Origin of the sequence: Mangrovicella endophytica (assembly GCF_002893625.1) — a bacterium.
Classification (GTDB): domain Bacteria; phylum Pseudomonadota; class Alphaproteobacteria; order Rhizobiales; family Rhizobiaceae; genus Mangrovicella; species Mangrovicella endophytica.
This window is the reverse complement of the sequence record NZ_PKMZ01000003.1, coordinates 483,429-509,134: the sequence shown is the minus strand read 5'-3', so window position 1 is coordinate 509,134 and position 25,706 is coordinate 483,429. Positions and strand designations below refer to the sequence as shown.

The 25,706-nt window shown below is 64.1% G+C and carries 27 protein-coding genes, 1 tRNA gene and 1 pseudogene; 17 read left to right on the top strand and 12 right to left on the bottom strand.

The genetic code is table 11. The annotated features are described in order from the left end of the window. The first annotated feature begins 7 nt into the window (after window positions 1-7). The 8 genes from trbE to C0R46_RS11200 are packed head-to-tail and all read left to right on the top strand — an operon-like array spanning window position 8 to window position 8,103. A complete protein-coding gene (gene trbE / locus C0R46_RS11235; RefSeq protein ID WP_102959685.1) occupies window positions 8-2,446 on the top strand; it encodes a conjugal transfer protein TrbE in 2,439 nt (812 codons plus the stop codon). Further along, the gene (trbJ, locus tag C0R46_RS11230; protein WP_102959684.1) at window positions 2,443-3,207 is read left to right on the top strand and encodes a P-type conjugative transfer protein TrbJ; all 765 of its coding nucleotides are present in this window, start codon (window positions 2,443-2,445) and stop codon (window positions 3,205-3,207) included. Before trbE ends, trbJ begins: the two co-directional genes overlap by 4 nt. A gap of 10 nt (window positions 3,208-3,217) precedes the next feature. Then, on the top strand, window positions 3,218-3,604 hold the full coding sequence (gene trbK-alt, locus C0R46_RS11225; protein ID WP_102959683.1) for a putative entry exclusion protein TrbK-alt: 387 nt from the start codon (window positions 3,218-3,220) through the stop codon (window positions 3,602-3,604). A 4-nt stretch (window positions 3,605-3,608) separates the two neighbouring features. Next, window positions 3,609-4,967, top strand: coding sequence for a P-type conjugative transfer protein TrbL (gene trbL, locus C0R46_RS11220; RefSeq protein WP_102959682.1), 1,359 nt, complete (start codon window positions 3,609-3,611; stop codon window positions 4,965-4,967). Next, window positions 4,967-5,650: a conjugal transfer protein TrbF gene (gene trbF, locus C0R46_RS11215; protein ID WP_102959681.1), complete on the top strand. Its 684-nt coding sequence runs from the start codon at window positions 4,967-4,969 to the stop codon at window positions 5,648-5,650. The genes trbL and trbF overlap by 1 nt, the downstream gene beginning before the upstream one ends. After that, on the top strand, window positions 5,647-6,675 hold the full coding sequence (trbG, locus tag C0R46_RS11210; protein ID WP_102959680.1) for a P-type conjugative transfer protein TrbG: 1,029 nt from the start codon (window positions 5,647-5,649) through the stop codon (window positions 6,673-6,675). Before trbF ends, trbG begins: the two co-directional genes overlap by 4 nt. Beyond that, window positions 6,672-7,880 carry a TraB/TrbI/VirB10 family type IV secretion system protein gene (locus C0R46_RS11205; RefSeq protein ID WP_102959679.1) on the top strand — a complete coding sequence of 403 codons (1,209 nt, stop codon included), beginning with the start codon at window positions 6,672-6,674 and terminating at the stop codon, window positions 7,878-7,880. The genes trbG and C0R46_RS11205 overlap by 4 nt, the downstream gene beginning before the upstream one ends. Window position 7,881: 1 nt before the next feature. Further along, the gene (locus C0R46_RS11200) at window positions 7,882-8,103 is read left to right on the top strand and encodes a DUF2274 domain-containing protein (protein WP_102959678.1); all 222 of its coding nucleotides are present in this window, start codon (window positions 7,882-7,884) and stop codon (window positions 8,101-8,103) included. Window positions 8,104-8,207: 104 nt separating this feature from the next. Here C0R46_RS11200 and C0R46_RS11195 read toward each other — a convergent pair whose 3' ends face one another. The 3 genes from C0R46_RS11195 to C0R46_RS11185 form a co-directional block, all read right to left on the bottom strand. Next, complete coding sequence (locus tag C0R46_RS11195) at window positions 8,208-9,119, bottom strand: LysR family transcriptional regulator (RefSeq protein WP_102959793.1); 912 nt, start codon at window positions 9,117-9,119, stop codon at window positions 8,208-8,210. 210 nt (window positions 9,120-9,329) lie between these two features. Further along, the gene (locus tag C0R46_RS11190) at window positions 9,330-10,532 is read right to left on the bottom strand and encodes a TCR/Tet family MFS transporter (RefSeq protein WP_102959677.1); all 1,203 of its coding nucleotides are present in this window, start codon (window positions 10,530-10,532) and stop codon (window positions 9,330-9,332) included. Further along, complete coding sequence (locus C0R46_RS11185) at window positions 10,529-11,266, bottom strand: SDR family NAD(P)-dependent oxidoreductase (RefSeq protein WP_102959676.1); 738 nt, start codon at window positions 11,264-11,266, stop codon at window positions 10,529-10,531. Before C0R46_RS11185 ends, C0R46_RS11190 begins: the two co-directional genes overlap by 4 nt. 133 nt (window positions 11,267-11,399) lie before the next feature. Here C0R46_RS11185 and C0R46_RS11180 point away from each other — a divergent pair, with 133 nt between their 5' ends. Continuing rightward, on the top strand, window positions 11,400-12,044 hold the full coding sequence (locus C0R46_RS11180; protein WP_102959675.1) for a TetR/AcrR family transcriptional regulator: 645 nt from the start codon (window positions 11,400-11,402) through the stop codon (window positions 12,042-12,044). A gap of 142 nt (window positions 12,045-12,186) precedes the next feature. Here C0R46_RS11180 and C0R46_RS11175 read toward each other — a convergent pair whose 3' ends face one another. From C0R46_RS11175 to C0R46_RS11165, 3 genes are read right to left on the bottom strand one after another with little or no spacing between them, the layout of a single operon-like run. Next, complete coding sequence (locus tag C0R46_RS11175) at window positions 12,187-13,386, bottom strand: FAD-dependent monooxygenase (protein ID WP_102959674.1); 1,200 nt, start codon at window positions 13,384-13,386, stop codon at window positions 12,187-12,189. 38 nt (window positions 13,387-13,424) lie between these two features. Then, window positions 13,425-14,168: a siderophore-interacting protein gene (locus C0R46_RS11170; RefSeq protein WP_245413529.1), complete on the bottom strand. Its 744-nt coding sequence runs from the start codon at window positions 14,166-14,168 to the stop codon at window positions 13,425-13,427. Continuing rightward, window positions 14,168-14,863: an O-methyltransferase gene (locus C0R46_RS11165; RefSeq protein WP_102959673.1), complete on the bottom strand. Its 696-nt coding sequence runs from the start codon at window positions 14,861-14,863 to the stop codon at window positions 14,168-14,170. The genes C0R46_RS11170 and C0R46_RS11165 overlap by 1 nt, the downstream gene beginning before the upstream one ends. A gap of 130 nt (window positions 14,864-14,993) precedes the next feature. Here C0R46_RS11165 and C0R46_RS11160 point away from each other — a divergent pair, with 130 nt between their 5' ends. Continuing rightward, the gene (locus C0R46_RS11160) at window positions 14,994-15,824 is read left to right on the top strand and encodes an AraC family transcriptional regulator (protein WP_102959672.1); all 831 of its coding nucleotides are present in this window, start codon (window positions 14,994-14,996) and stop codon (window positions 15,822-15,824) included. Between the two features lie 398 nt (window positions 15,825-16,222). On the opposite strand, the gene C0R46_RS11155 is transcribed toward C0R46_RS11160, so the two are convergent. Further along, entirely contained in the window at window positions 16,223-16,819 is a 597-nt protein-coding gene (locus tag C0R46_RS11155; protein ID WP_102959671.1) for a TetR/AcrR family transcriptional regulator, read from the bottom strand. 146 nt (window positions 16,820-16,965) lie between these two features. Here C0R46_RS11155 and C0R46_RS11150 point away from each other — a divergent pair, with 146 nt between their 5' ends. After that, window positions 16,966-17,856, top strand: a complete 891-nt coding sequence (locus tag C0R46_RS11150) for an NmrA family NAD(P)-binding protein (protein WP_157944623.1) — start codon at window positions 16,966-16,968, stop codon at window positions 17,854-17,856. Window positions 17,857-18,096: 240 nt separating this feature from the next. On the opposite strand, the gene C0R46_RS11145 is transcribed toward C0R46_RS11150, so the two are convergent. The 3 genes and pseudogenes from C0R46_RS11145 to C0R46_RS11135 form a co-directional block, all read right to left on the bottom strand. Beyond that, window positions 18,097-18,181 (bottom strand) — tRNA-Leu (locus tag C0R46_RS11145). A 226-nt stretch (window positions 18,182-18,407) separates the two neighbouring features. Further along, window positions 18,408-19,079 carry a TMEM175 family protein gene (locus C0R46_RS11140; RefSeq protein WP_102959669.1) on the bottom strand — a complete coding sequence of 224 codons (672 nt, stop codon included), beginning with the start codon at window positions 19,077-19,079 and terminating at the stop codon, window positions 18,408-18,410. Window positions 19,080-19,340: 261 nt separating this feature from the next. After that, window positions 19,341-20,507 (bottom strand): annotated as a pseudogene (locus C0R46_RS11135) (zinc-dependent alcohol dehydrogenase); the annotation flags it as partial. A 216-nt stretch (window positions 20,508-20,723) separates the two neighbouring features. Between C0R46_RS11135 and C0R46_RS11130 the strand changes: the two are divergent. The 5 genes from C0R46_RS11130 (at window position 20,724) to C0R46_RS11110 (ending at window position 24,364) form a co-directional block, all read left to right on the top strand. Then, entirely contained in the window at window positions 20,724-21,137 is a 414-nt protein-coding gene (locus C0R46_RS11130) for a GlcG/HbpS family heme-binding protein (protein WP_102959667.1), read from the top strand. Between the two features lie 39 nt (window positions 21,138-21,176). Then, the gene (locus C0R46_RS11125) at window positions 21,177-21,485 is read left to right on the top strand and encodes a putative quinol monooxygenase (protein WP_102959666.1); all 309 of its coding nucleotides are present in this window, start codon (window positions 21,177-21,179) and stop codon (window positions 21,483-21,485) included. A gap of 198 nt (window positions 21,486-21,683) precedes the next feature. Further along, entirely contained in the window at window positions 21,684-22,523 is an 840-nt protein-coding gene (locus C0R46_RS11120) for an aldo/keto reductase (RefSeq protein ID WP_102959665.1), read from the top strand. Window positions 22,524-22,580: 57 nt separating this feature from the next. Beyond that, entirely contained in the window at window positions 22,581-23,255 is a 675-nt protein-coding gene (locus C0R46_RS21350; protein ID WP_102959664.1) for a putative quinol monooxygenase, read from the top strand. After that, the gene (locus C0R46_RS11110) at window positions 23,255-24,364 is read left to right on the top strand and encodes an L-dopachrome tautomerase-related protein (protein ID WP_102959663.1); all 1,110 of its coding nucleotides are present in this window, start codon (window positions 23,255-23,257) and stop codon (window positions 24,362-24,364) included. Before C0R46_RS21350 ends, C0R46_RS11110 begins: the two co-directional genes overlap by 1 nt. Window positions 24,365-24,504: 140 nt before the next feature. Here C0R46_RS11110 and C0R46_RS20785 read toward each other — a convergent pair whose 3' ends face one another. Continuing rightward, window positions 24,505-24,672 (bottom strand): hypothetical protein, encoded by a 168-nt coding sequence (locus tag C0R46_RS20785; RefSeq protein WP_157944622.1) that lies wholly within the window; start codon window positions 24,670-24,672, stop codon window positions 24,505-24,507. Beyond that, on the bottom strand, window positions 24,669-24,929 hold the full coding sequence (locus C0R46_RS11105) for a DksA/TraR family C4-type zinc finger protein (RefSeq protein ID WP_102959791.1): 261 nt from the start codon (window positions 24,927-24,929) through the stop codon (window positions 24,669-24,671). The genes C0R46_RS20785 and C0R46_RS11105 overlap by 4 nt, the downstream gene beginning before the upstream one ends. Window positions 24,930-25,246: 317 nt before the next feature. Here C0R46_RS11105 and C0R46_RS21345 point away from each other — a divergent pair, with 317 nt between their 5' ends. After that, window positions 25,247-25,621, top strand: coding sequence for a DUF5818 domain-containing protein (locus C0R46_RS21345; RefSeq protein ID WP_102959662.1), 375 nt, complete (start codon window positions 25,247-25,249; stop codon window positions 25,619-25,621). The last annotated feature ends 85 nt before the right edge of the window (window positions 25,622-25,706 follow it).

The following is a 25,706-nucleotide window of genomic DNA, read 5'->3' as shown; positions in this document are numbered from 1 at the left end:
GCGCGCCATGATGAACCTCGCCGAATATCGCCGCACCTCGACTCGGCTCGCCGATTTCCTGCCCTGGGCGGCGCTGGTCGCGCCCGGCGTCGTCCTCAACAAGGACGGCTCGTTTCAGCGCAGCGCGCGCTTCCGCGGACCCGATCTCGATTCCGCCGTACAGGCCGAGCTCGTCGCGGTCGCGGGCCGCCTCAACAGCGCCTTCCGCCGTCTCGGCAGCGGCTGGGCGATCTTCGTCGAGGCGCAGCGCCATGGCGTCGGCGGCTATCCGGCGAGCCGTTTTCCCGACGCCGCCTCGGCCATGGTCGATGCCGAGCGCAAGGCCGACTTCGAAGAGGACGCCATCCATTACGAGACGAGCTATTTCCTGACCTTCACCTTCCTGCCGCCGGCCGAGGATGCCGCGCGCGCAGAGAGCTGGCTTTACGAAGGCAAGGCCGAGCGCGGTGTCGACGCTTGGGAGGCGCTTCGCGGCTTCGTCGACCGCACCGATCGCATCCTGCAGCTCGTCGAAGCCTTCATGCCGGAATGCGCGTGGCTCGATGATGTCGAGACCCTGACCTATCTGCACTCGACCGTCTCGACGAAGCGCTATCGTGTCCGCGTCCCCGAGACGCCGATGTATCTCGACGCGCTGCTCGCCGATCAGCCGCTGACTGGTGGCCTGGAGCCGCGCCTTGCCGATGCGCATCTGCGCATCCTGACGATCGTCGGATTTCCGACCGCAACGACGCCCGGCATCCTCGACGATCTCAACCGGCTCGCCTTTCCCTATCGCTGGTCGACCCGAGCGATCCTGCTCGACAAGACCGACGCGACGAAGCTGCTGACCAAGATCAGGCGGCAGTGGTTCTCCAAGCGCAAGTCGATCGCCGCGATCCTCAAGGAGGTGATGACCAACGAGGCGAGCGCCCTGGTCGATACGGACGCCGCCAACAAGGCCGCCGATGCCGATCTGGCCCTGCAGGAACTCGGCGCAGACTATGCCGGCCAGGCCTATGTCACAGCGACGATCGCCGTCTGGGACAACGATCCGCGTGTCGCGTCGGAGAAGCTCCGTCTCGTCGAGAAGGTGATTCAGGGCCGCGACTTCACCGCGATGCCCGAGACGATCAACGCGGCCGACGCCTGGCTCGGCTCGCTGCCGGGCCACGTCTACGCCAATGTCCGTCAGCCGCCGATCTCGACGCTCAATCTCGCCCACATGATCCCCCTGAGTGCCGTGTGGGCGGGGCCGGAACGGGATGAGCACTTTGGTGCGCCCCCCTTGCTATACGGCAAGACCGAAGGGTCCACCCCGTTCCGGTTCTCCATTCACGTCGGCGACGTCGGCCACACGCTGGTGGTCGGCCCGACCGGCGCGGGCAAGTCCGTGCTGCTGGCGCTGATGGCGCTGCAGTTCCGCCGTTACGCAGGCGCGCAGGTCTTCGCCTTCGACTTCGGCGGCTCGATCCGCGCCGCCGCCATCGCCATGGGCGGCGACTGGCACGATCTCGGCGGCGGGTTGACCGAGGGCTCGGCCGACAGTGTCGCGCTGCAGCCGCTCTCCCGGATCGACGAGGCAGCCGAACGCGCCTGGGCCGCCGACTGGATCGTCGCCAGCCTGATGCGCGAGAGCATCCAGGTCACGCCCGAGGTCAAGGAGCTGATCTGGACGGCGCTGTCGTCGCTGGCCAGCGCGCCCACGGCCGAGCGCACCATGACCGGCCTGTCGGTGCTGCTGCAGTCCAATGACCTCAAGCAGGCGCTACGGCCATATTGCGTCGGCGGCCCTTACGGCCGGCTGCTCGACGCCGAGAGCGAGCACCTCGGCATCGCCACCGTCCAGGCCTTCGAAACGGAAGGCTTGATCGGGACGGCCGCGGCCCCGGCGGTACTCTCCTATCTCTTCCATCGCATCGAGGACCGGCTGAACGGCGAGCCGACGCTGATCATCGTCGACGAAGGCTGGCTCGCCCTCGACGACGAGGGTTTCGCCGGCCAGCTTCGGGAGTGGCTGAAGACTCTGCGCAAGAAGAACGCCAGCGTCGTCTTCGCCACCCAGTCGCTCTCCGACATCGACGGCTCCGCGATCGCGCCGGCCATAATCGAGAGCTGCCAGACCCGGCTCCTGCTGCCGAACGAACGTGCGATCGAGCCGCAGATCACCGCCATCTACCGGCGCTTCGGCCTCAACGACCGGCAGATCGAGATCCTCGCAAGGGCGATGCCCAAGCGGGACTATTACTGCCAGAGCCGCCGCGGCAACCGGCTGTTCGAGCTCGGCCTCGCCGACGTCGCGCTCGCGCTCTGTGCGGCGTCCTCCAAGACCGACCAGGCCGCCATCGACCGTCTCGTCACCGAGCACGGCCGCGAGGGCTTCCTCGCGGCGTGGCTGCGCCATCGCGGCGTCGACTGGGCGGCGGACCTCATTCCCAACCTCACCAACCTGGAGAGCCAGCCATGAAACTGCGTGTCCCCCGCGCGGCGCTCGCCGCCGCCATTCTCGCCGCGCCGCTGTCGGTGTCGCCGGTGCTGGTCGCGCCGGCCTCGGCGCAGTGGATCGTCTACGATCCCACCAACTACGCCCAAAACCTGCTGTCGGCGACCCGCGCGCTGCAGCAGATCAACAACCAGATCACATCACTTCAGAATGAAGCGACGATGCTGATCAACCAAGCGCGCAACCTCACGAGCCTGCCGTTCTCCTCGCTCCAGCAGCTTCAGCAGTCGGTTCAGCGCACCCAGCAGCTCCTCGGCGAGGCCCAGCGCATCGCCTACAACGTCCAGAACATCGACCAGGCCTTCCGAACGAACTACGGGGCCGGCAGCGCCTCGATGAGCGCGTCCGACCAGCAGCTCGTCGCCCAGGCGAAGGAACGCTGGAACAATACGGTCTCAGGACTCCAAGACGCAATGCGCGTCCAGGCCGGCGTCGTCGGCAACATCGACACCAACCGCACGCAGATGTCGGCGCTGGTCGGCCAGAGCCAAGGCGCGACCGGCGCCTTGCAGGCGACACAGGCCGGCAACCAGCTCCTCGCGCTGCAGGCCCAGCAGCTCGCCGATCTCACCGCCGTCGTCTCCGCCAACGGCCGCGCCCAAGCGCTCGCCGAGGCCGAGCGGTCGGCCGCAGCCGAACAGGGCCGCGAACAACGCCGCCGCTTCCTAACGCCGGGCACCGGATACCAGCCCGGCAACGCGCAGATGTTCCCAGGCAGCAACTGAGGGCGCGGCGATGGACGGAAAGATTCTCGCGCGTGTCGGCGCCATTGGCTTCGTGACCTTCGCGATCACGGCGACGGCCATCGAACTCTCCCGCAAGGACGAACCGCCGCTCTATCGCAGCGTCGCCGCGAGGACCGAAACGGGCATCGACCCGCTGAAGACCGAGCTGCGGCGCTGCCAGCAGCTTGGGGAAGCCGGTACGCGTGATCCCGCCTGCCTTCAGGCTTGGGCGGACAACCGCGACCGTTTCCTGAAGCCGTCGCAGACCCTGCAGCCGCAGCCGGCTCCGCAGGGGCCGGGCCCGCAGGGTCAGCCGCAGAATCCTCCGGCCGCCCGCGACCCCGCCGTCAATGAGACTGCGCCGGCAGTTGACTCCCACACGAACGCGGCGCGTTGAGATCATGGGCGGCACCGGCGTCATCGACCATTTTCTGGAGGTCTTCACCCGCTACATCGATAGCGGCTTCGGCCTCCTCAGCGGCGAAGTGGCCTTCATCGCCACCACGCTGATCGTGATCGACGTGACGCTTGCCGCGCTGTTCTGGAGCTGGGGCGCCTACGACGACATCGTGGCGCGCCTGGTCAAGAAGACCCTCTTCGTCGGCGTGTTCGCGTACCTGATCGGCAACTGGAACAACCTGGCGCGGATCATCTTCGAGAGCTTCGCCGGGCTCGGTCTGAAAGCGTCCGGCACCGGCTTCACCGTCGCCGACATGATGAGGCCCGGAAAGGTCGCCCAAACCGGGCTCGACGCCGGCAGGCCGCTGCTCGATTCCATCTCCGACCTGATGGGTTACTGGAGCTTCTTCGAGAACTTCATCCAGATCGCGGTGATGCTGCTCGCCTGGGCGCTGGTGCTGCTCGCCTTCTTCATCCTCGCCATCCAGCTCTTCGTCACCCTGATCGAATTCAAGCTGACGACGCTCGCCGGCTTCGTGCTCATTCCCTTCGGTCTCTTCGGCAAGAGCGCTTTCATGGCCGAACGCGTGCTCGGCAACGTCATCTCCTCCGGCATCAAGGTGCTGGTCCTCGGAGTCATCATCGGCATCGGATCGAGCCTCTTCTCCGAGTTCACCGCCGGCTTCGGCGGCCGCACACCGACGATCGACGAGGCGATGGCGATCGTGCTCGCGGCACTGACCTTGCTCGGCCTCGGTATCTTCGGCCCCGGCATCGCCAACGGCCTCGTGTCCGGAGGCCCGCAGCTGGGCGCCGGCGCTGCGGTCGGAACCGGGCTTGCCGCAGGTGGCATGGTCGCGGCCGGAGCTGCCACAGTCGGCGCCGTCGCTTCCGGCGGTGCGGCGCTCGCAGGAGGCGCCGCGGCCGCTGCCCGCGGAGGCGCCGCCCTCGCGGGCGGAGCTTCCACCGCATACAGCCTGGGCGCCGCAGGGCAGACGGGTGCCTCGGGCGTGGCGAGCGGCCTGGGCGGGATCGCCCGGGCCGCTGGATCCGCCGCGACATCGCCGCTCCGACGCGCCGCCGAGCGCGCGTTGTCGAACATGCGCTCCAGCTTCGCTGACGGAGCTCGATCCGCCTTCGAGGCCACCGGCGGCTCCTCGACCATGGGCACCGTCGGTGAAGCTTCCAACGACGCCACTCCAAGCCCTGCCGGTGGCGGCGATCAACCGCCCGCCTGGGCCCGCCGCATGAAGCGCTCGCAGCAGATGAGCCACGCCGTCTCGACGACCGTCCACGCGGTGCGCAGCGGCGACAGCCACGGCGGCGGCTCCTCCATCAATCTCTCCGAAGGTGACCGCTGATGTTTCGACGACCCTCGACGCACTATGGAAAAGCTCCCGAACCCGAAACACCGTACCAGCGCGCCGCTCAGGTTTGGGACGACCGTATCGGCTCGGCGCGCGTCCAGGCACGCAACTGGCGCTACATGGCGTTCGGCTCGCTCTTCCTGTCGGCGGGGTTCGCGGCGGCGCTGGTCTGGCAATCGGCGCGCGGCACCGTCGTTCCGTGGGTCGTTCAGACGGACCGGCTCGGTCAGGCGCAGGCGATCGCCCCGGCGACGCCCGACTATCAGCCGACCGACCCGCAGATCGCATTCCACCTCGCACGCTTCATCGAGCAGGTCCGCTCGATCCCGGCGGACGCGATCATCGTCCGGCAGAACTGGCTGCGCGCCTATGACTTCACGACGGACCGCGGAGCCGCCGCGCTCAACGACTACGCGCGCTCGAACGACCCCTTCACCAAGGTCGGCCGCCAGCAGATTGCGGTCGACGTCTCGAGCGTGATCCGCGCGTCTCCCGACAGTTTCCGGGTCGCATGGATCGAGCGCCGCTACGAGAACGGCCAGCTCGCCGACACGACCCGATGGACGGCGATCCTCACAATCGTCGTCCAACTTCCGCGCAACGCCGACCGGCTGCGCGCCAATCCGCTGGGGATCTACGTCAACGCAATTTCATGGTCGCGGGAGCTGGGGCAATGACGATGCCGATTTTCCGTAAAGCCGGAGAACCGGCTTTCCGTTCTTACACATTGGCGGCTTTGCTGCTCGCCGGCACGGCGCTTGCCGGGTGCGCAACGACGCAGAAGCCGCCGGAGATCAGCTACGACGACGCACCGGCCGCCGTGCAGACCGTCGATCCTCCGGCGCCGGTGCAGGTGGTCGAACTGCCGCGACCGCTTCCGCTGCCCGGACAATTGCAGCGCGTGGAGCCTTCGCGCTCGACGCCAGAGCCCGCCGATCCGACCGCGCGCGTGAACCAAGCGAACGCGGCGGCGCGCATGCAACCGGTCCGCAACGGCTTCATCAATTCGATGCAGGTCTACCCCTTCACGCAGGGCGCGCTCTATCAGGTTTACACCGCCGTCGGGCAGATCACGGATATCGCGCTCCAGCCCGGCGAGCAGCTCGTCGGCTCCGGGCCGGTCGCGGCCGGCGACACGGTGCGCTGGATCATCGGCGATACTCAGAGTGGCTCGGGCGCGACGTTACAGGTGCACATCCTGGTGAAGCCGGCCCGCGCCGAGCTGATGACGAATCTCGTCATCAACACCAATCTGCGCACCTACCACATGGAGCTGCGCTCGACCGAGCGCACCTATATGGCCTCGGTCTCCTGGCAATATCCGCAGGACCAGCTCATCGCACTACGCCGTCAGAACGCCGAGGCGCAGGCGACCCAGCCGGTGGCTACGGGCGTCGACCTCGCGCGCATCAACTTCCGCTACGAGGTGACCGGGGACCGCGCCGCGTGGCGGCCGCTACGCGCCTATGACGACGGCCGGCAGGTCTTCATCGAATTCCCCCGGGGCATCGGTCAGGGCGAAATGCCGCCGCTCTTCGTCGTCGGCGCCGAGGGCACCACCTCGGAACTCGTCAATTACCGGGTCCGGAACAACTACATGATCGTCGACCGCTTGTTCGCAGCCGCCGAACTGCGCTTCGGCTCCGGCCACACGCAAAAGCGCGTCCGGATCACCCGCACCGACGGGAGGCCCGCATCGTGAGCGACGACCGGAACGAGGAAGAGGAAGCCGCCGCGCCGCTGACAGGATCGGCGCCCGAGGCGGCCGCACCGATGCGGCTGCGCGCCGAGGCCCCGCGCGTCACGCGGCTGTCACGTAAGGTGCTTGCCGGGCTCGGCCTGATAGCGAGCCTCGGCCTCGGCGGCGCGCTGATCTTTGCGCTCCAGACCCGCAACGGTGGGCGGCCGCCCGAGGAACTCTATTCGACCGACAACCGCTCGACGGCGGACGGCCTCCAAGGCCTGCCACGCGACTATACCGGCGTGCCGCAGCTAGGGCCGCCATTGCCCGGCGATCTCGGCCGGCCGATCGTTAGCGCTCAGAACCGCGGCCAGCCCGTGCCGACGCCCGGCGTCGCGCTTGTGCAGCCCGGCATCAGCCCGGAAGAGCAGCGCCGCCTACAGGAGATCGAGACGGCGCGGACTAGCCGGCTGTTTGCGGCCTCGGAAGCGCGCACCACGACGTCGGCGACGACGAGCACGCAGACGCTGGCACAGCCCGATCTAACGAGCCTTGGCCTCGCGCCGCCGGCGGCGACACCAACGCCTCAGGAGCGGCAGCAGGCGTTCCTCGACGCTCCGGTCGACCGGCGCACTGTCGCGGCCGATCGCGTCGCCGCGCCGGCGTCGCCGAACATCCTGCAGGCAGGCGCGGTCATCTCGGCGGCGCTGATCACCGGTATCCGTTCGGACCTCCCGGGTCAGATCACCGCCCAGGTCACCGAGAACATCTACGACAGCCCGACCGGCCGCATCCTTCTCGTCCCGCAGGGCACGCGAGTCATCGGCCAGTACGACAACAACGTACAGTTTGGACAAAGCCGCGTCCTCCTGGTGTGGAACCGCCTCATCTTCCCGAATGGCCGGAGCATCGTGCTCGAGCGGCAACCTGGCGCGGACGCGGAGGGCTATGCCGGCCTCCAGGACGGTGTCGACTACCATTGGTGGGATCTCGCCAAGGCGGCCGGCCTGTCGACGCTGCTGAGCGTCGGCGCCGAGCTGGCAACCAGCGACGACGACAGGCTGATCCAGGCGATCCGCAATGGCGGCCAGGACACGATCAACGATGCGGGCCAACAGATCATTCGCCGCCAGCTCAACATTGCCCCGACGCTGACGATCCGCCCCGGCTTCCCCGTGCGTGTGATAGTCACCCGCGACCTGTTACTCGAACCCTATGGAGGTTGAGATGACCAAGCTCAAGCTCGGCACATTTACTGACCACAAGCCCATCAAGGTGATGGTAGAGCTGCCGGCGCCGCTGCACCGGGATCTCGTCGCCTATGCGGAGGTTCTTGCCCGCGAAACTGGACAGCCGGTGACCGAGCCGGCGAAGCTGATCGCTCCGATGGTCCAGCGTTTCATCGCGACCGACCGCGCTTTTGCTAAAGCGCGACGCGCTATTCGTTAATTATCATTAACTATATTTTCCGCCCCAGTTGGATGCACTCAAGATGAGCAATCCTGTTACTGCCGATAAGCTCGGCGCTTTGCATACCTTCTTGCAGACTGGGATTAAAGGGTTCGCGCCTGACGTGAGTGCTCCAGACCGAGTTGGACCAGAAGCTTAAGAGCAGGGTTGGTATTCGATAAAGACCAGATCATGCTGGATGCGACCGTGTCTTCACAGCTGATCACGGGGAGGAACCGGACACCGGCATAGGCCGCCCCTAGAGTGGAAGATGTCGTTAGCGTGATTCCGAAACCCCGGCCTACCATATTGATTAGATTCTCGCGCCCAACGTGCTGAATGGAAATCCGAGGATGAAAGCCAGAGCTAGATAGGATCCTCACAAGATAGTCTTGTATCTCCGGCCCTGCACAGTCTGCGGAGGTAAGAAATACTTCATCTTTTATCTCGGTCCAGGCCATCGATCTTTTGGAGGCGATTTCGGGTGCATCACGAAGCACAACATAGATCCTCTCCTCCCATAGCCTTTCTGCACGGCACCCCGGCAATCTTGGTTCGCCCGGGAGGAACGCTGCATCAAGCCGGCCATTGAGGACGCTGCCGGCATTGGCTTGGGACGTTGCTTCTTCGAACTTAATGTCGATCGCGGGAAACTGACGGTGGAAGCTCGCGAATAACTCCGCAAGGAAGCCACTCGCCAACGATGACATAATGCCGATGCAGAGCTGACCAGAATGGCCACGCTTGATAAGCGCTAAATCCTTTACGGCTTGCTGAAGATGCTCTGCGCCTATGGCGGCTTCTTTAAGGAATCGATTGCCGGCCGCCGTAACACGTGCGCCGGACCGGCTCCGCTCAAAAAGCGAGATACCAATACGACGCTCCAGCAATTGGATGCGCCTGGTGACTGTAGATTGGGGGACGTTCAGCAGTTCGGCAGTCCGCCGGAAGCTCCCGTGCTGTGCGGCGAGCATAGCGTATTTAAGATATCGCAGATCAAGCGCGAGATCTGGCACGATCACCACTTTCGCGGCAGACGGCTGTCTTCGCCCATCCGCTCGGCTGGCCCGCGACGCGACAACGTGTGGTGCCCGGTCCAGTCGGTGGAAACATTGAATCTGATTTGGGCTGCGTCGCCGGACGACCGGAAGGCGCTTCCGCAACCAACTGCATGCCAAGACGAAGCGCGAGTATAGACCGCTGCGCCGTAGTGCCGACGCCGTCCATTACGCCGTCTTTCCTAGGCTTTTATATGCCGGGGACTGAAATCGTAGGCTGAACACGAGAGGTACCGCGACCGCATTGACGACAACGGCCGAAAGCCAGATCGCTCCCGGCCACTGGCTGCGGACAACGAAATAGAAGCTCGAGAAGACGAGCGGTCCTACGATCGATGCAAGGCTCATAGCGGACGCCAAGACCCCTTGGAACTGGCCTTGTCGGCTCTCGTCAACGAGGCGGGTTGCGAGCGATTGCAGAGCCGGAGTACCAATGCCTGCTAGCGCGACCACAGGCATGATCGCAAAAACGATCCATCCCTCGTCGGCAAACGACATCACCATCAAGGCGGCACACGCCCCTACGATGCCGGTCAAAACCGCACCCCGCTCTCCTAGGAGTTTGACGGCCGGCCCTGGCAGAAATGCTTGGGAGAGTGTCTGGCACACGCCGAATGCGCCAAGCGACAGCCCGATCCATAGGCCATTCCATCCGAAGACGTCGCGTCCCCAAAGGGCCCAACACGTCCCGTACACCTCTCCGGTGGCGCTCAGGACAAAAAACAATCCGACTACCGGCATCAGTGCCTTCATCGAGAAGGCCCAACGCAGCGGCCGAAGTGGGTTGAGTGATACGAAATCGATCTTCTCGCCGCTTGGTACGCGCGACTCCGGGAGCACGAAAAAAGCGAGGAGCAGATTGCCCGCGTTCAGCAGAGCCGCAATAATGAACGGCAGCCTCAGCCAATAGTCGCCGAGGACGCCGCCAAGGACCGGACCAAGTATAAAGCCTATGCCAAACATGGCGTTGAACACGCCGAAGCGCTTAGCCCGCATTTCCTCAGGGGAGATGTCGGTAAGGTAGGCCGTCGCGACGGATATATTCGCGCTGGTCAATCCAGCGATGGCACGACCTATGACCAACAGCCATAGCGACGGCGCGAACGCCATCAATACGTAGTTGATGGCCGCTCCGGCCAGTGAGGTCAGCAGTACCGGCCGCCGGCCCACGCGATCGCTCAAAGCGCCAAGAACCGGCGCAAAGATGAACTGCATCGCTGCGTAGAGGGCGGAGAGGATTCCGATATAGGCCGCTACGTTGGAAGCGTGCGTCACCTCCTCAATGAGACGGGGCAGGATCGGGAATATCAGGCCGATCCCGATCGCATCGAGGCAGATGGCGACGAAAATAACGATAAGAGGCCTGTTCACAACGGATTCACGCTCACGGGCTTTCTGTCAGAGAAGGCGCAGCCGCTGGCGCCATTCGCATCGAGCGTTGCAGCCCAGACGATGTCTTTAGCGGCCTCGGCCGGAGGGCGATCATTCTCGTCGTCGCCCCGTTCGGGATGGCTGGCGACCGATCCGGGATCAACGGCGTTGATCAGGATAGGCGTGTCGACAAGCGAATTGGCGAGCGTGGCCGTCAACGCGTTGAGGGTGTATTTGGCGAGCGAATAGGCCGGTGCGAACAATGGACCTGGAGCATGTTTTCCGATTTGCTGTGCGGCCGCACTCGTGACGTTGACAATGCGAGCAGCGGGCGCTCGCTGGAGCAGCGGCAGCAGGGCCTGGATGAGCCCCCAACAGCCAATCACATTGACCGCGAACAACGTCTGAAGGGCTTCGAGATCAACCTCGAACGCCGATCGCGTTTGAAAGTCCGGCATGGCACTGGCGTTGTTCACCAGCACGTCGAGACAGGCGACTGTTTTGGTCAGACGAGCAGAAAGTTCCTCGATGCTGGCGCGGTCAGCGAGATCTAGACGTAGGGCGCTGGCGCTAAAGCCCGCATGGCGCAACTCCGCAGCGAGAAGCTCCGCCTGGCCGATGTCTCTGGCAGTCAGAATCACATGATATCCCAACTCAGCGAGTTGGCGACCGACGGCAAACCCGAGCCCGAGTGGGCGACTGACGCCGGTGATCAAAGCAGTTTTCATATCCATGACACTTCCACGCGCATCAGATAACCAACTTCGTGGTACAATTTTGTACCGAGTATATATTTCTCTACACGCAGCACGCTACCGCGTCAATAAATTATGTACTCGGTATACGATCTGAGGTACGGATAGCGGTATGCCAGAGTCATCCGATATCCGATCTCGAAAGCGCCGCGCGATGCGGCGAGCGATCTCGCAAGTTGCCGATCGCCTGTTTCTGGAGCGGGGCTTCGACAATGTGACGGTGGACGAAATTGCCGCCGCGGCGGATGTCGGGCGGATGACGGTCTTCAATTACTTTCCCCGAAAGGAAGATATGTTCTTTGATCGCGACGAAGAGGGTCGCGAAGCGGTGCGGGAAGCCATACGCCAGCGCGATTTGAGCGTATCTCCAATTGAGACGCTACGCCTGCTCCTCCACCGGCTGATTGCGGAACAGGCGCCTTACCTCGAATTCTCAGGACGCAGCCAAGACTTCGTCAAAACGGTAGAGCGCAGCGAAACCCTGAAAGCTAGAGCGAGGGCGATACGTGACGAACTCACGCAGGCGGTGGCTGAGTCTCTCGCCGAATGCCTTGGAAATGACCCTGCAGACTCTGACGCGCGCTTGGCTGCCGCCATGCTGATAGCGACGTGGTCCACGGCGTTCCTCGAGGCGCATCGGGTCTTCCAGCAACGGCAAGATTGCGAGGCAGCAAAAGCCGTCTTTCTTGCAATCGCCGACAAGGGGGCGCTTGGCGTTCAAGCGGCAATGGTCGATACGCCCTACACGAAACCATAGGCCGTCCCGCCTCTGAAGCCACGTAGAATGTGTGTTTTCCCGCCTCTAGCACTCTCACGCACTACGCCAAAAAGGCGTCGCGCGAGCCGGCGACGATGTCGCGGGCTGTGCCCTGGGACGGTCGCTTAAATGGCTACCAAGTTCACGCATAATCTGAGAGGTGGAAATCCTTCCGCCTCCGCTTGGCCCGCGTGGCGTCGCTCGGCTTGAGCATCTTCTGAACGCTGCTGTTCGCGAAAAAGCGCTGGATCAAGCGGGTGACGGCCACGCCAAAGCCGCTCTTGACGTGCATCAGGCGAATGAGTGTCGGATTCATCTTACGCTGCGACGCCTCGGCATAGGGTCGCACAAGCGATTCATACGCCTCGAACGCGGCGCGGTGATCGGCGCGGCCTTTGATTTCGCCGGCGAGCACATAGGCGCCGACCAGCGCCAGCGCCGTACCCTCGCCGGTGAACGGCGTCGGGCTGTGCGCCGCATCGCCGATCATCACGAAGCGACCCTTCGACCAAGTCGACGCGTGAACCTGGCTCATCGGGCCGAAGTAAAAGTCGTCGACGGAGCCGAGCGCTGCGCTGATGCGGTCGGCGATCGTGCCGCGCCCCTCCAAGGCCCGCAGCAGCACTGTCTTGCGCGCCGCATTGTCGTCGGCCGCGATGTCGGGCTTCTCGCGAAGGAAGGTCATGAGCACGGTCGTGTGGCTCTCGGTGCCCGGCCGCAGCGTGATGAACGTTCCGCCGATGCCGTTGACTGTCCATGCCCAATTGTCGTCCTCGGGACAACGTGGGATGTTGAAGAACGCCATATAGGCGCCGAAGTAGCGAAGCTCCGTCTTGTCCCCCAGGATCATCGCGCGCGTCACGGAATTAAGCCCCTCGGCGCAAATCACCAGTTCGAAGTCTTCTGCCGTGCCGTCGTTGAACGTGACCGAGACACCATCGGCCGTCTCGGTGAGGCCGGTGACGAAGGTGCTGAAGCGATAGTCGCAGATATCTCGCGTGGCCTCATAAAGAATCTGCGCGAAGTCGCCGCGCAGGATCTCGAAGTCGGCAGTGAGGCCGCCGAAAGCGCCCTTGGGGAAGGTCGCGACGAGCTCGCCGGCTGCATCGAAATATTTTTGCCCTTGCTCCTGCGTGTTGCGCGCCTCGATTTTCTCGGCGAGCCCCATCTTCCTGATGACCTCCTGGCCAGCACCTTTGATGTCGACATTCTGCCCGCCGTCACGCAGGGTCTTGGCGCGCTCGGCGATCACGACCGAGTAGCCGTAGCGGTGAAGCCAATAGGCGCAGGTTGGGCCAGCGATGCCAGCCCCGCAGATCAGGATCTTCTTCGCGATTTCCATAACGCATCTCTCGTTGATCGACCGCGACGCGGCATATCTCAGTCCAGTCCGGTCTTGCCGGGCGCCCAATAGGCCTTGGCGGCAATGCGGTTTGCCGCAACCTGATGGCGCTTGAGCGCTTGTCGCAGCCGCTGGACCGTTCCGGCCTTTCCGGTTAGCACGAAGGATGCGCCGGCCTCGGCGAGGCCGGGCAGCTCGGCTTCCATCCGCGCGATCTGGGTTTCGTCACTGCGCCGGGCAAAGAGCCGGACCCTTCCGATGCCGAGCGCTGTGACCGCCTGCCCGGTGCTCACCTCGTCACTGACCTCGAAGTAGCACGCAACCGATCGCGTCTGGTCCGCCTGCGCCAGCGCGTAACCCAGCCCGATCGAGGTTTCGTCGCCGAAGACGGCGAGCGGGCCGCGGAGGCCCGCGACGTCGAGCGACCGGCGCGGCCCGAACAGGTTGCAGCCATCGCCGACCCGCAAGCCGAGCAGCCACGCGCTGCCGGGCCCGTCGCCATGCGCATAGCCAAGTATCCGGCCGCGTCCGCGCTGAGCGTCCCAGTCGATCGGCGTGTAGCTCCGCGCGACGAACGCAGAGCCCATCGTGATCTGGACCTTCTGACCCGGCGTCCACGCGACGCGGGCCAGGCTGTCGTCTTGAAGCGTCACCAGACGGAAACGATCCGCGACATCGTTAATCGCTGCGACCGTGGCGGCCCGCATGAAAAGGCGGGTGATCGCCTGGCTGAGACGGCCGGGTGCCTTGGCGAGCGCGCCGCCCATGTCCGGGCTGGTCATCAGCCGACCCGCACGGCGAATTCGTTGCCGCGCCCCTCGTCGATCGGCAGCGTGTGCGCCACATAGCCGTTGGAGGGATCGCGGACATAGTCGCGATAGTCCGCCGCGAAACCATTCTCGCCGAGCACCACCGCGCCGGGGCGCAAGCGCGGCTCGATCAGCTTGAGCACGGGGAGATAGAGCGACCATGCGCCATCGATGAGAGCCAGATCGACCGTCCCGCCGACATCCTGCAAGGTCTCCAGTGCCTCGCCTTCGCGGATTTCGACCAAGTCCGACAGACCTGCGGCTTGGATGTGTCCCCGCGCCCGCGCCACCTTGGCCGGTTCCAATTCGGAGCCGATCAACTGGCCGCCACCATTGTCGCGCAGCGCGGCGGCGAGATAGATGGTGGAGATGCCCATCGAGGTGCCGAATTCGACAATGCGCGCAGCCCGACAAGCTCGCGCGATCGCGTAGAGGAACCGGCCATATTGCGGCGTGATCGACAGGAAGTGGTCGGCATGCTCGCGATAGGCGTGCCGGTAATCGTCGCGCTCCTGTGCCACCAACTCGGCCGCTGCATGTTCGAGCGTATCGCCGGACGCCTGCAGGCGAGTCATCATTTCTTCGATGAAGGGCGCGTCGGTGACTTCGGCCTCCTGGTGAAGCTTAGCGAGGAGGTCGGCGACTGGCTGGATGTTCAGAGTATTCACGACTGTCCTTTCCGCGGCCGCTGGCGATCACTTGACAGGCCGCTTTTCGAAAATACAGGCTGGAGCCTCTGGCGTCATTCCGAAGGACTGATAATTTGTTACTCAAATCCGCCAAACCGCTTGAGGCGCCATGCCGCTGCTGACGGACTTGTCCGCCGAAGACGACTGGATCGAGCCCGATGACGTGCCGCGCCCGCTCGTCACCTATGGCTTCGCGTCGGAGACATTCGGGGACTTCGAACTGGAAATGCACCATCATGCCAAAAGCCAGTTGCTGCTGGTTCAGCGTGGCGCTCTCAGCTGCGAGGTCGAGAGCGGGCTCTGGATCGTGCCGCCGCGCAGTGCGATCTGGATTCCAGGCGGGTCGGTCCACGCCATCAAAGTGACCGGCGCGGTCGAGGGCTACGGCGCCTTCTTCGCCGGCGGCCTCGACGTTGGTCTGCCGACAAGCTGCTGCGCCGTCGCGGTCACACCGTTGCTGCGCGAGTTGCTGATTCGCGCCGCCAATTTTCCGCTGCTCTATGAGGAAGCGGGCGCCAATTCGCGCCTCGTCTCGGTACTGTTCGACGAGCTGGCCTCAGCGCGGGTCGAAGACCTCCACTTGCCGGTGCCGGCGGACCCGCGCCTGCGTCAGATTCTCGATGCGATGTTAGAGGCGCCCTCCAACCGGGATACGGTGGAGAGCTGGGCGAGCCGCGCAGGCCTCAGCGAGCGCACGCTACTGCGCCTCATTCGCCGCGAGACCGGCATGAGCTTCGGCCGCTGGCGCCAGCAGATGGGGATTGTGCTGGCGGTGAAATGGATGGCGGGCGGCATGACGATCCAGCAGGTCGCCGCTGGCCTCGGCTATGAGAGCGTGCCAAGCTTCGTCACCATGTTCAGGAAAGCGTTGGGCGCGTCGCCAGGTCGTTACATGGCCGAGAGGTACGTTGCTAAAGATGCAGCCACAAGCGCGAGATAACTGTCGTTGCGATGGCGTAGTCCCCGCGGCCTTGATCGAATTGCGAATGGCCCGATTATAGCCGGTGGCGCACCTCCGGAAGGACGTGCAACCGAACCGATCTGTCCGGCCAAGGAGGTGCATCGTCAGCAGGCGGGTAGCACCATCGAATGGCCCCGCCGGAGCATAGTCGATGAAGCCCTCCTGCAAAGTGATACGGGTAACGAGCGGCCCAGCACGTCTCGCGCCAGCTCAAGCATATGCGCCGATGGATCAAGGCCGGTGAGGCTCCAACCCCGTTGCGCTTCGGCGAACGCTTTCAGGTCCAGCTCGCCGCACGCGCCAAATATATTGCCGCCCAGTAACGGAGGTCGCCACGCTCACGCAGGCGCACCTTGAAGTGAGGCGCGTTATGCGACCTAGCGGTCTGCCGTAGGAGGCGTGTAGCCCGCGCCGGCCAACGTCATGCCGACGATCTGCTCGAGCTTGTAGTCCGGAAGCATGGCATCCCGAAAGTAAAGTTGATACTGTGCGCTGCCGAGAACCACATCGCGCACGAGTCCGATATCCGTGCTGGGCGGCAGCTCCCCGCGCGCCAGCGCACGCTTGAACATGATCAACGTGTCGCAGTCACCGCATTCGATGCGCGCCCTGACCATCGCACCAAGCTCTCCGGTAAACTCGCCGGTAAGTTGCATGCGCGCCAACGAGAGCATGGCCGGTGTCTTGCAGACTTCACGCATCAGCTTCAGGCTTTCAATGACATCGGTTCTCAAGGATCCCGTGTTCGGCATCGGCGCGGTCGTCGAGCCGTGTTCGAAGGCCGCGAACACGAGCGCCTCGGGGCTAGGCCATCGGCGATAGATGGTTGTTTTGTTGACGTTAGCGCGCTTGGCGACCTCGTCGATAGACAGGTCATTAGGCCCGACGCGCGCAATTTCCGCGAGCGCCGCGTCCAGGATCTGCGCGATCAACGGCGCGCCGCGCTTCCGTTTCGTCAACGGTTTCGTTGTCATCGGGGCACTCTTATCCCGAAGACCTGCCAGAATAAAGTCAATTAAAGCAACAAACACGTTGCAATAATGTTGTGAGCGCGCTAGCACCCGCTGCAAGCCGCTCGATCACCATGTCGTTCCAGGGGCTCGTTGGTAGGGGAGATAGCATGACAGCTCTCAAGGAACTCGGTCCGATCCTGGTGACAGGAGCGACGGGAAAGCAGGGCGGCGCGACCGCCCGCGCGCTTCTCGCCGAGGGGGCGCTGGTTCATGCGCTGGTTCGCAACCCAAAGGCCGAGGCGGCAGGCGCGCTGGAAGCCCTAGGGGCCACGTTGGTCGTTGGCGATCTCGATGATCGCGGGACGCTGATTTCGGCTTGTTCCGGCGCCTATGGCGTATTCTCGGTCCAAAACCCGGATTTCGACAATTTGGAAGCCGACACGGAAGGCGTGAGGGGCCGCAACCTGGTCGATGCGTCCAAAATCGCAGGGGTGACGCATTTCATCCAGACGACGGCGACGGGGGTCGGAGACTATTATCGTCAATCGGGCTGGGCCGAGAGGCGGACTGATAACAACAGCGTCGTTATAAAGGGGCAACTTGAGGATTGCGTTCGCGCGGCAGGCTTTCCCTTCTGGACTATCCTGCGCCCGGCCTTCTTCATGGAGAACATACCTTATATTCTGCGAGGCGACCGTTTGGTGACAGCTTATGATCCCTGCGCTCCTGTTCCGCTGATCGCAGTGGACGATATCGGTGGTGCCGCTGCGACTGCCTTCCGTGAGCGCGACCGGTTTAACCGTGCTACCGTCGAGCTGGCGGGCGATTTCCTGACGATGCCCGAAGTCGCCACGATCCTTTCATCAGCGTGGGGGCGGACGATCGAGGCACCAGCCATGAGCCCTGAGCAAGTCATCGCGGTGGGATTCATGGTGCCGATGGTGGAAGCGCAGGAGTGGCATAATGAGGTTGGACTGCCCGCGCGCCCCGAAGTCGCGCATTCCTTTGGCTTGAAGACCATGACGCTCCGGCAGTGGGCAGAGAAGCATGGGTGTTAGGCGTCATGCTGGGTGGCTACCAGGTCAACTGTGACGTTTTCGGAGATTGCCAATGCGGATCGAATTGCGCCGGCCCTGACCGGCATGGCGCCCAACGAAAAAGCAAACACTCCACTCAGAGCGCGTGATGCGCGATCAACAGCCTTCGGCTCTCGGCCGCCGCAAGTTCATCGGCGCGATCGGCGATCGAGCCGCAGCGCTCACCAACTGGGACAAGTCCCTAAGGTTGATATTGAATGATGGTGCGGGCCGTCGGAATCGAATCGACACTCCTTTCGGAACCAGATTTTGAATCCGGCGCGTCTACCAATTCCACCACGCCCGCGCAGGGCGGCATACGAACGAAGCGTGGGTCTGTTTGCACCTCGCTGCTCCTATGCAGCACCTAGGAGTCGCGATGCCACGACACGCGATTTTCGTCTAGAGGCTTGTAGCCGACTGCGTTTGCGATGCTCCGCGCGGCCCTCCTCTCCAACTGACGGTTTCATCTCGCTGCACCTATGCCGCACCTTAGAGTCCTGCCTACTCGCTGAGACGTCTATCGCAGCTCCTCAATCTCCGGTCCGCTCCTCTTCGTCGGGCTCCTCGCCAGGTTGGTAGCGGGGGCTGGGCTGCGGCAGTATCCAGTAGGCCGTGGCGGCAAAGCTAAGGGCAAGGCCGAGCCGAGGAGCGACCAGCGCGATCAGCACCGCAAGCGCCAGAACCGTTGTTCCCACCACATAGCGCCGCGTCATCTGGCTGACGTAATCGGGCGCGAGGCGACGATCGATCAGCCGCCGGTGCCAACTCGCGTAGAACCACTTCATCAGCCAAAACAGCGATGGAAGCAGTAGCGCGGCCGCGAGGATCGCAGTCGCCTCAGCCTCACCTGGTCCGCCCAGGTGAAAAGCCCAAAGCCGCGCCGGGTATGGCAAAGCCATGATGCCGAACAGGAAGCCGAGGTTGAACAAACTGAAGACATGGTCGCTCTTGGCGTAGAGACGGTCGCTGTAATAATGTTGAAGCCAGTAGATGCCGATGCCGAGGAAGCTTACGATCAGCGCCAGATGATCCCGCCACTGTTCGGCGACCGCCCGCGCCGCGTCCGCAGCGGCGGGCGGCCCATCCGGGCTGCCGGGCGGCTGGATCTCGACGAACAGCAACGTCAGCGCGATCGCGAAGACCGCGTCAGTGAACCCTACGAAGCGCTTCAAGCCTTGCTCAGCACCGTGCGTGAAAGCCATCAGCCTGTCCCTGCCAAACTCCTAGCTCGCGGATACGAGCGTCCGCTGCAGCTGCTCGGTAGCAGGCGAGGTCCGGCCGGTGACGCGGGATGCCTGCGGCCGCGACTTCATGTCCCATCTCTCGCTCAGATAGAGTCGTACCTTGACGCTGACTCGTCCCAAAGAGGCCCTCAGATCGGCCTAACCATCATGCTCCGGCATCGGAGATGTGGGTTCCATCGACGAGGTCGATCCAGATCGCATTGAGCTTGCTGCGTCTCCGGGCCGCAGCACGACCTTGATTACGCCGTTCTTCTTGTCGCGGAACTGCTTGTACATGTCCGGGGCGTCTTCGAGGCTGGCCGGGTGGGTGACGACGAAGCTCGGATCGATCTCGCCGGCGACGATCTTGTCGAGCAGCGGTTTGGTGTAGGCCTGGACGTGGGTCTGCCCCATCTTGAGAGTCAGGCCTTTGTTCATCGCGGCCCCAATCGGGATCTTGTCGCCCATGCCGACATAGACGCCAGGGATAGAGATCGTCCCCGCCTTGCGCACGCTCATGATCGCTTCGCGCAGAACATGCACGCGGTCGGTGGCGAGGAAGACGGTCGCCTTGGCTTTGTCGAGCACGGCGTCGGCCGACCCGTGCGCGGAGGCTTCGCAGCCCACGCAGTCGATCGCGCTATCGGGCCCGCGATTGTCGGTGCGCGCCATCAGCTCGTCATAGACATCGACGTCGGCGAAGTTGATCGTCTCGGCTCCGCCGGCCTCGGCCATCGCCAGCCGCTCCGGGACTTCGTCTATCGCGATGACGCGGCCGGCGCCCATCATCAGGGCCGAACGGATTGCGAATTGGCCGACCGGGCCACAGCCCCAGATCGCCACGGTGTCGCCCGGCTTTATCTGGGCGTTCTCGGCGGCCATGTAGCCGGTCGGGAAGATGTCCGACAGGAACAAGGCCTGTTCGTCCGTGATGTTGTCCGGAATCTTGATCGGGCCCACATCGGCCATCGGCACCCGCAGATATTCGGCCTGACCGCCGCAATAGCCGCCCATCATGTGGCTGAAGCCGAAGAGGCCGGCGGGCGAATGGCCCATCGCCTTGATCGCCATCGCGGCATTGGGATTGGTGGTGTCGCAGCAAGAAAACAAACCCTGCTTGCAGAACCAGCACGAGCCACAGCTGATCGTGAACGGAACGACGACCCGGTCGCCCTTCTGCAGGGTGGTGATTTCGGAGCCGACCTCGACCACCTCGCCCATATTCTCGTGGCCCATGATGTCGCCGCTCTCCATGGTCGGCTGGTAGCCGTCGAGGAGATGCAGATCGGAGCCGCAGATCGCGCAGGCGGTGATCTTGATGATGACGTCGCGCGGATGCTTGATTTCGGGGTCGGGGACAGTGTCCACCCGAACGTCGCCTTTTCCGTGCCAGCAGAGCGCGCGCATGTTGGGTCTCCCTTTTTTCGTTGATGGCAGGTGAACCAGCCGTCTGACGGAACGTTCCGTCGTTATGACGCTATGCAAGCTATTTTATGAGGAATGTTCAGGAACCCGGCTGCTCACCGGCTTGTTGACGCTATCGATCACGCCTCCAAATGACCTGAAGGCACAGCTGATGGACACGAAGCAGAAGGCGCTTGCGAGCAAGCCAAGGAGAGTCTCATGACCATTAAGCAAGAGTCCGTGTCGCTCGAAGACGCTCAACGCGTGATCGCCGCCGGTCAGGCCAAGGCGGCCGAGATCGGGTCGCCGAGCAACGTGGCCGTGGTCGACGCGGGCGGCAACCTCGTCTCCCACATCCGCATGGACAACGCGTGGGTGGGCAGCGTCGACATCTCGATCAACAAGGCCTTCACGGCGCGCGCGTTCGACATCGCGACCAAGGACCTGGCCGAGAACGCTCAGCCCGGCGCGCCGTTCTACGGCATCCAGAACTCCAACCACGGCCGGGTGATGATTTTCGCCGGCGGCATCCCGCTCCGCCAGGACGGCCAGGTCGTCGGGGCGGTGGGAGTGAGCGGGGGCACAGGCGAGCAGGATCAGACGGTCGCCGAGGCGGCCGCAGCCGCGTTCTGATCATCGCGACAACGGGAACGAGCAGAGGAGAGACCCGAGATGGCGACACAGGTCAGCAAGGCGCTTCTGGTGCGCCTGGAAGCACTGCCCGGCAGGGAGGACGACGTCCGCGGCTTCTTGAACCAGGGGCTGTCGATCGTCGAAGGCGAGCCCAAAACCGTCAGGTGGTTCGGAATCCAGTTCGGACCCTCGTCGTTCGGGATCTTCGACGCCTTTCCCGACGAAGACGGGCGCCAGGCGCACCTGTCGGGCGAGGTCGCGAAAGCGCTCGGTGAGAATACGGGTGTGCTCTTCGAAGAGCCCACGATTGAGCAGCTCGACGTCGTCGCGGAGAAGCAGCCCGCGTAGACCATTCGTCATTGGAGATGGGAAGATGGCGAGTGAGACTCTGAATGTCCTGACCGTCGTGATCTGGGTGACGGACGGCTTCGAGCAGGTCGACATGACCGAGCCGCGCAAGGCGCTCGACGAGGCGACAGCCGCGTGACGCCTGCTCCTGCGACCGGCACCGCGCAGCACGCGCCATCTTCGCCGGGGCCGGAGGGCATGGAGCGGCGCCCGTTCGGCGTCGTCCCGCACTACGTCCCAGTGATCGGCCAGGGGACCTGGTACATCGACGACGCGCACGGTCCCACGGCGATCGCCGCCCTGCGCCGGGGCCTCGACCTCGGCATGACCCACATCGACACCGCCGAGATGTATGGCGACGCCGAGGATGTGGTCGGCGAGGCGGTCGCCGGCCGGCGCGACGAGGTTTTCCTCGTTTCCAAGGTGCTCCCCAGCAACGCCTCCCGCGACGGGACGGTGGCTGCCTGCGAGCGGTCGCTCGCGCGGCTGCGCACCGACCGGCTGGACTGCTACCTCCTGCACTGGCCGGGTTCACACCCGCTCGAGGAAACTTTCGCCGCTTTCGAGCAGCTCCGCGAGCAGGGCAAGATCCTGTCGTGGGGGGTGAGCAACTTCGACGTGCCCGACCTGGAGGCCGCGTGGAAAGCGGGGGGCGAAGGCCGCATCGCCTGCAACCAAGTGCTCTACAACGTAGGTGAGCGCGCGATCGAGCACGCCGTGGTCCCCTGGTGCGAGGAGCACGGAGTCGCGGTAACCGCCTACAGCCCGTTCGGCCATGGCAATTTCCCTGGCCCGGACACGCCGGGCGGCCGCGTGCTGGAGGAGATTGCAGCGAGCCATGGCGCGACAGCACGCCAGGTGGCGCTGCGCTTCCTTGTGCGTCGGCCATCGCTGTTCGCTATCCCCAAGGCGTCCAGCGCGGAGCACGCTGCCGACAATGCGGGCGCCGGCGCGCTGCGGCTGACGGACGCCGAACTCGCCATGATCGACGCGGCGTTCCCGCTTGGCGACCGGCCGCGCGAACTTCCCATGATTTAGGCCCAGGACGCCTTCCCCAGAGCTCGAGGCGCTACCATCGGAACAAGGAGAGAAAAGATGCACAAGGCACTGTTCGTAGGCATTGAAGCCGGGCCGACCCACCAGGAAGATGCCGCTGAATTCCTCCGGGGTGCGCTGGAGCCGGTCGAGCATGAGCAGGACACGCGGCACTGGTACGCGCTGCGCTTTGGCCCCGCCGACTTCGCCATCTTCGATACCTTCCCCGGCAATGCCGGCCGGCTGAAGCATCTGTTCGGCACGGTCGGCCGGGCGCTGGTGGTGAAGACCTTCACCATCCTCAACGGATTGCCGGAGATCGAGCCGGCCGACATCCTCGCCCTCAAGGTGCCGGCGGCGGACGCCCTGCCGCGCTTGGCCCTGCACGTTCCGCTTGAAGCACGGGATGGTGCGGAGGAAGAGGTTGCCCGCTTCCTGCAAGGAGCCCGATCGGCCGTGGAGCGGGAGCCGGGCACCCTGTCGTGGTACGCTCTGCGTCTCGGAAAGACTCGGTTCGCCATCGTCGATACCTTCGCCGACGAGGCAGGGCGCGAGGCGCATCTGTCGGGCGAAATCGGCACGGCGCTATCCGGAAGCGCTGCTTCGCTGTTCGCCGAGCCTCCCCAGATCCACCGCGCACAAATCTTGGCGTTCAAGATTGCATCCGCTGGTGATGAGGAGAGGACGAGCAGGAACACGTCGGTCGCGCGGCCGCTTGAGGGAGGGACAGTCTGATGGACACGAAGCAGAAGGCGCTCGTCGGAGCCGCCGTTGCCGGCACCGCAGCAGCCGGAGCCGCGTTCGCGTTCAAGTTCGCGGGCACGGATTCGAAACTCACCAAGGTCGCGGATTTCGACCATCAGGTGACCGGCGTAAGCGTCACCGAGGACGGGCGGATCTTCGTCTGTTTCCCGCGCTGGACCGACGACGCCCCGATCTCAGTCGCCGAGTTGCTGCCGAGCGGAAAGCTCAAGGCCTATCCGGACGAGAGATGGAATTCCTGGCGCAACGCGAAGGCGAGCGAAATGCCGGTCGGCGAGTATTTCGTCTGCGTGCAATCGATCGTGGCGGATGGTCGGGGCGCCTTGTGGGTGCTCGATCCCGCCGCGCCCGGCAACGAAAAGATCCTGCCCGGCGGCCCCAAGCTGGTCCGTGTCGACCTCGCGACCGACCAAGTCACCAAGACGATCCTGTTCGACGAGACGGTGGCGCTTCAGGGCACCTATCTCAATGACATCCGCTTCAGCGCTGACGGCAAGACCGGTTACATTACTGATTCGGGCACACGCGGCGCGATCATAGTCGTCAACCTTGACACCGGTGACGCCTTCCGCGCGCTCGACGGCCATAAGTCCACGCAGGTCGAGAAGGACGTGATCGTCGAAATCGATGGCAAGCCGCTTCGTCGGCCCGATGGTCGCCAGCCCAGCTTCTCGTCCGACGGCCTTGCGATCTCCAACGACAGAGAGACGCTTTACTGGCAGGCGCTGACCGGCCGAACGCTCTATTCGATCGATACATCGAAACTCAGCAAGGGCACTTCTGCCTCGGACGTTGAAGCGGCGGTGAAGACCGTCGGCACGACCAATGTTGCGGACGGCCTCTGGATGGGCAGCGACGACACGCTCTATGTCACCTCACCAACCGACAATTCCGTGAAGTATTGGACGGGCGATGCGCTGGAGCCGGTGGTAACCGACAAGAGATTGCGCTGGCCCGATACGCTGTCGGAAGGGCCGGACGGGACGATCTACGTCACTGCCTCGCATATCCAGGATACGAACTGGTATAAGCCGGGCGCCCCCGCTTCGCTGCCAACCGCGCTTTTTTCCTTTCAGCGGTGACGCGACGCGGTCGGTTTTAACGACCAGTGTCTTGATGTAGTTAGTCAAGCCGAAGCACGACCGAAAAGCTAACCTAGGTCATCTGTTGCGTGATTGACGCCCGCCGTGTGGGTTCGTCGCTGAACGTGCCGGACGCGGCATCATGGAGTCCCGCCCGCTAGCGACTGCATCTCCCAGGCGAAGACCTCGCGTTCGTCGTGGAAGCCGACAATACCGAGCTGAAAAATATTGATGACCTGCGCGTACGCCGCCTTGACGATGATCACGACGAAGCTGGGTGCGGCACCGTCAATGACTGGCGCGATCACCGCAGCTGGCTGTCCTTGCTGCCCCGCCGGTTGAACGCTGAGGTCAGCGGCCGGTCACGCCCGCTCTGGCACGTCACACAGGTGCGTACGCCAGGAATGGCCCGGCGGCGACCCTCAGGGATGTCGTCCCCGCAGATCGCGCAGAAGGGCTCGCTCTCACAGCTAGGCATGCTGGCCCGAGCGGCGAGAACCGCGTCCACTACCGTATCCTCAATCTGATCCTGCACTGCGCCGTCGCGCGTCCAACCGCCAGCCATCCGCCTCTCCTCGTCGCGAACGATATGGGAAGTGGCACGCGTCAACGCCATCGTGAACGCATCGATGGCACCATTGCCGAGGCGCGCTGGAATACTCGGCACGGCGTTACAGGCCCTGGAAGCCACAAACCTGCACTGACAAAGGTGAACGAGTGGCGGTTCCAGGGTGCGGATTAGAGCCGGCGAGTGACCGAGAATGGGTCCTTTGCCGCTGCGGGCGTTAGCTGAACGAAGAATTGATCACCCGCAAGCTGCCACTCGGCGTCCGGCCAACCGTTGCTGCATCCTAGGTTCGACTGACGGTGAGGCGCACGCCGATGGGGTCGCGCCGCGAACTGGAAGGCCTGCTGCTTATCGACAGGGCGGGATGGTGCCTGCGCGCCGACGACGGCGGCCACTGGCGTCTCGACTTGCTTCGGCCACCGCGACGTCTCCTGGGTCGCCGCGTCCGGGTTCGTGGTATCCGCTCGGGCTTCGACCTTCTCGACGTGACCGCGGTGGTCACAGCGGGGCAGGACTTTTCGGAACCTTGGTGGGCGCGGCTCGTGACGGCCGTTCAGCGGCGCACACGTTATGGCTCAGCTCGTGTGGGCGTAGCTCAGGCTCGGTCGCCGACGTGGGCTAATTGGAACCGACCACGTTCCGTCTCCTCTAACAGAACGCGTCGACCACGCGAACGCGCACTTCAATAACTCGAGTAGTCATGGCTGAGACGCGATGGTCAGCTCGGCTGACGGACGTGAAGGTAAAGCTGCCGAACGCTCGCCGCTGTGGCCG

What these genes read in the sequence shown, in the direction of transcription:
- C0R46_RS11175 (WP_102959674.1), bottom strand. Translation starts at nt 13,386, where the DNA reads ATGGAAATCGCGAAGAAGATCCTGATCTGCGGGGCTGGCATCGCTGGC.
- C0R46_RS21345 (WP_102959662.1), top strand. Translation starts at nt 25,247, where the DNA reads ATGGGGTCGCGCCGCGAACTGGAAGGCCTGCTGCTTATCGACAGGGCG.
- C0R46_RS11150 (WP_157944623.1), top strand. Translation starts at nt 16,966, where the DNA reads ATGACAGCTCTCAAGGAACTCGGTCCGATCCTGGTGACAGGAGCGACG.
- C0R46_RS11125 (WP_102959666.1), top strand. Translation starts at nt 21,177, where the DNA reads ATGGCGACACAGGTCAGCAAGGCGCTTCTGGTGCGCCTGGAAGCACTG.
- trbF (WP_102959681.1), top strand. Translation starts at nt 4,967, where the DNA reads ATGTTTCGACGACCCTCGACGCACTATGGAAAAGCTCCCGAACCCGAA.
- trbE (WP_102959685.1), top strand. Translation starts at nt 8, where the DNA reads ATGATGAACCTCGCCGAATATCGCCGCACCTCGACTCGGCTCGCCGAT.
- C0R46_RS11105 (WP_102959791.1), bottom strand. Translation starts at nt 24,929, where the DNA reads ATGGCTGGCGGTTGGACGCGCGACGGCGCAGTGCAGGATCAGATTGAG.
- trbK-alt (WP_102959683.1), top strand. Translation starts at nt 3,218, where the DNA reads ATGGACGGAAAGATTCTCGCGCGTGTCGGCGCCATTGGCTTCGTGACC.
- C0R46_RS11170 (WP_245413529.1), bottom strand. Translation starts at nt 14,168, where the DNA reads ATGACCAGCCCGGACATGGGCGGCGCGCTCGCCAAGGCACCCGGCCGT.
- C0R46_RS11140 (WP_102959669.1), bottom strand. Translation starts at nt 19,079, where the DNA reads ATGGCTTTCACGCACGGTGCTGAGCAAGGCTTGAAGCGCTTCGTAGGG.
- C0R46_RS11185 (WP_102959676.1), bottom strand. Translation starts at nt 11,266, where the DNA reads ATGGATATGAAAACTGCTTTGATCACCGGCGTCAGTCGCCCACTCGGG.
- C0R46_RS11160 (WP_102959672.1), top strand. Translation starts at nt 14,994, where the DNA reads ATGCCGCTGCTGACGGACTTGTCCGCCGAAGACGACTGGATCGAGCCC.
- C0R46_RS11200 (WP_102959678.1), top strand. Translation starts at nt 7,882, where the DNA reads ATGACCAAGCTCAAGCTCGGCACATTTACTGACCACAAGCCCATCAAG.
- C0R46_RS21350 (WP_102959664.1), top strand. Translation starts at nt 22,581, where the DNA reads ATGCACAAGGCACTGTTCGTAGGCATTGAAGCCGGGCCGACCCACCAG.
- C0R46_RS11155 (WP_102959671.1), bottom strand. Translation starts at nt 16,819, where the DNA reads ATGACAACGAAACCGTTGACGAAACGGAAGCGCGGCGCGCCGTTGATC.
- C0R46_RS11180 (WP_102959675.1), top strand. Translation starts at nt 11,400, where the DNA reads ATGCCAGAGTCATCCGATATCCGATCTCGAAAGCGCCGCGCGATGCGG.
- C0R46_RS11110 (WP_102959663.1), top strand. Translation starts at nt 23,255, where the DNA reads ATGGACACGAAGCAGAAGGCGCTCGTCGGAGCCGCCGTTGCCGGCACC.
- trbL (WP_102959682.1), top strand. Translation starts at nt 3,609, where the DNA reads ATGGGCGGCACCGGCGTCATCGACCATTTTCTGGAGGTCTTCACCCGC.
- C0R46_RS11120 (WP_102959665.1), top strand. Translation starts at nt 21,684, where the DNA reads ATGGAGCGGCGCCCGTTCGGCGTCGTCCCGCACTACGTCCCAGTGATC.
- C0R46_RS11130 (WP_102959667.1), top strand. Translation starts at nt 20,724, where the DNA reads ATGACCATTAAGCAAGAGTCCGTGTCGCTCGAAGACGCTCAACGCGTG.
- trbJ (WP_102959684.1), top strand. Translation starts at nt 2,443, where the DNA reads ATGAAACTGCGTGTCCCCCGCGCGGCGCTCGCCGCCGCCATTCTCGCC.
- trbG (WP_102959680.1), top strand. Translation starts at nt 5,647, where the DNA reads ATGACGATGCCGATTTTCCGTAAAGCCGGAGAACCGGCTTTCCGTTCT.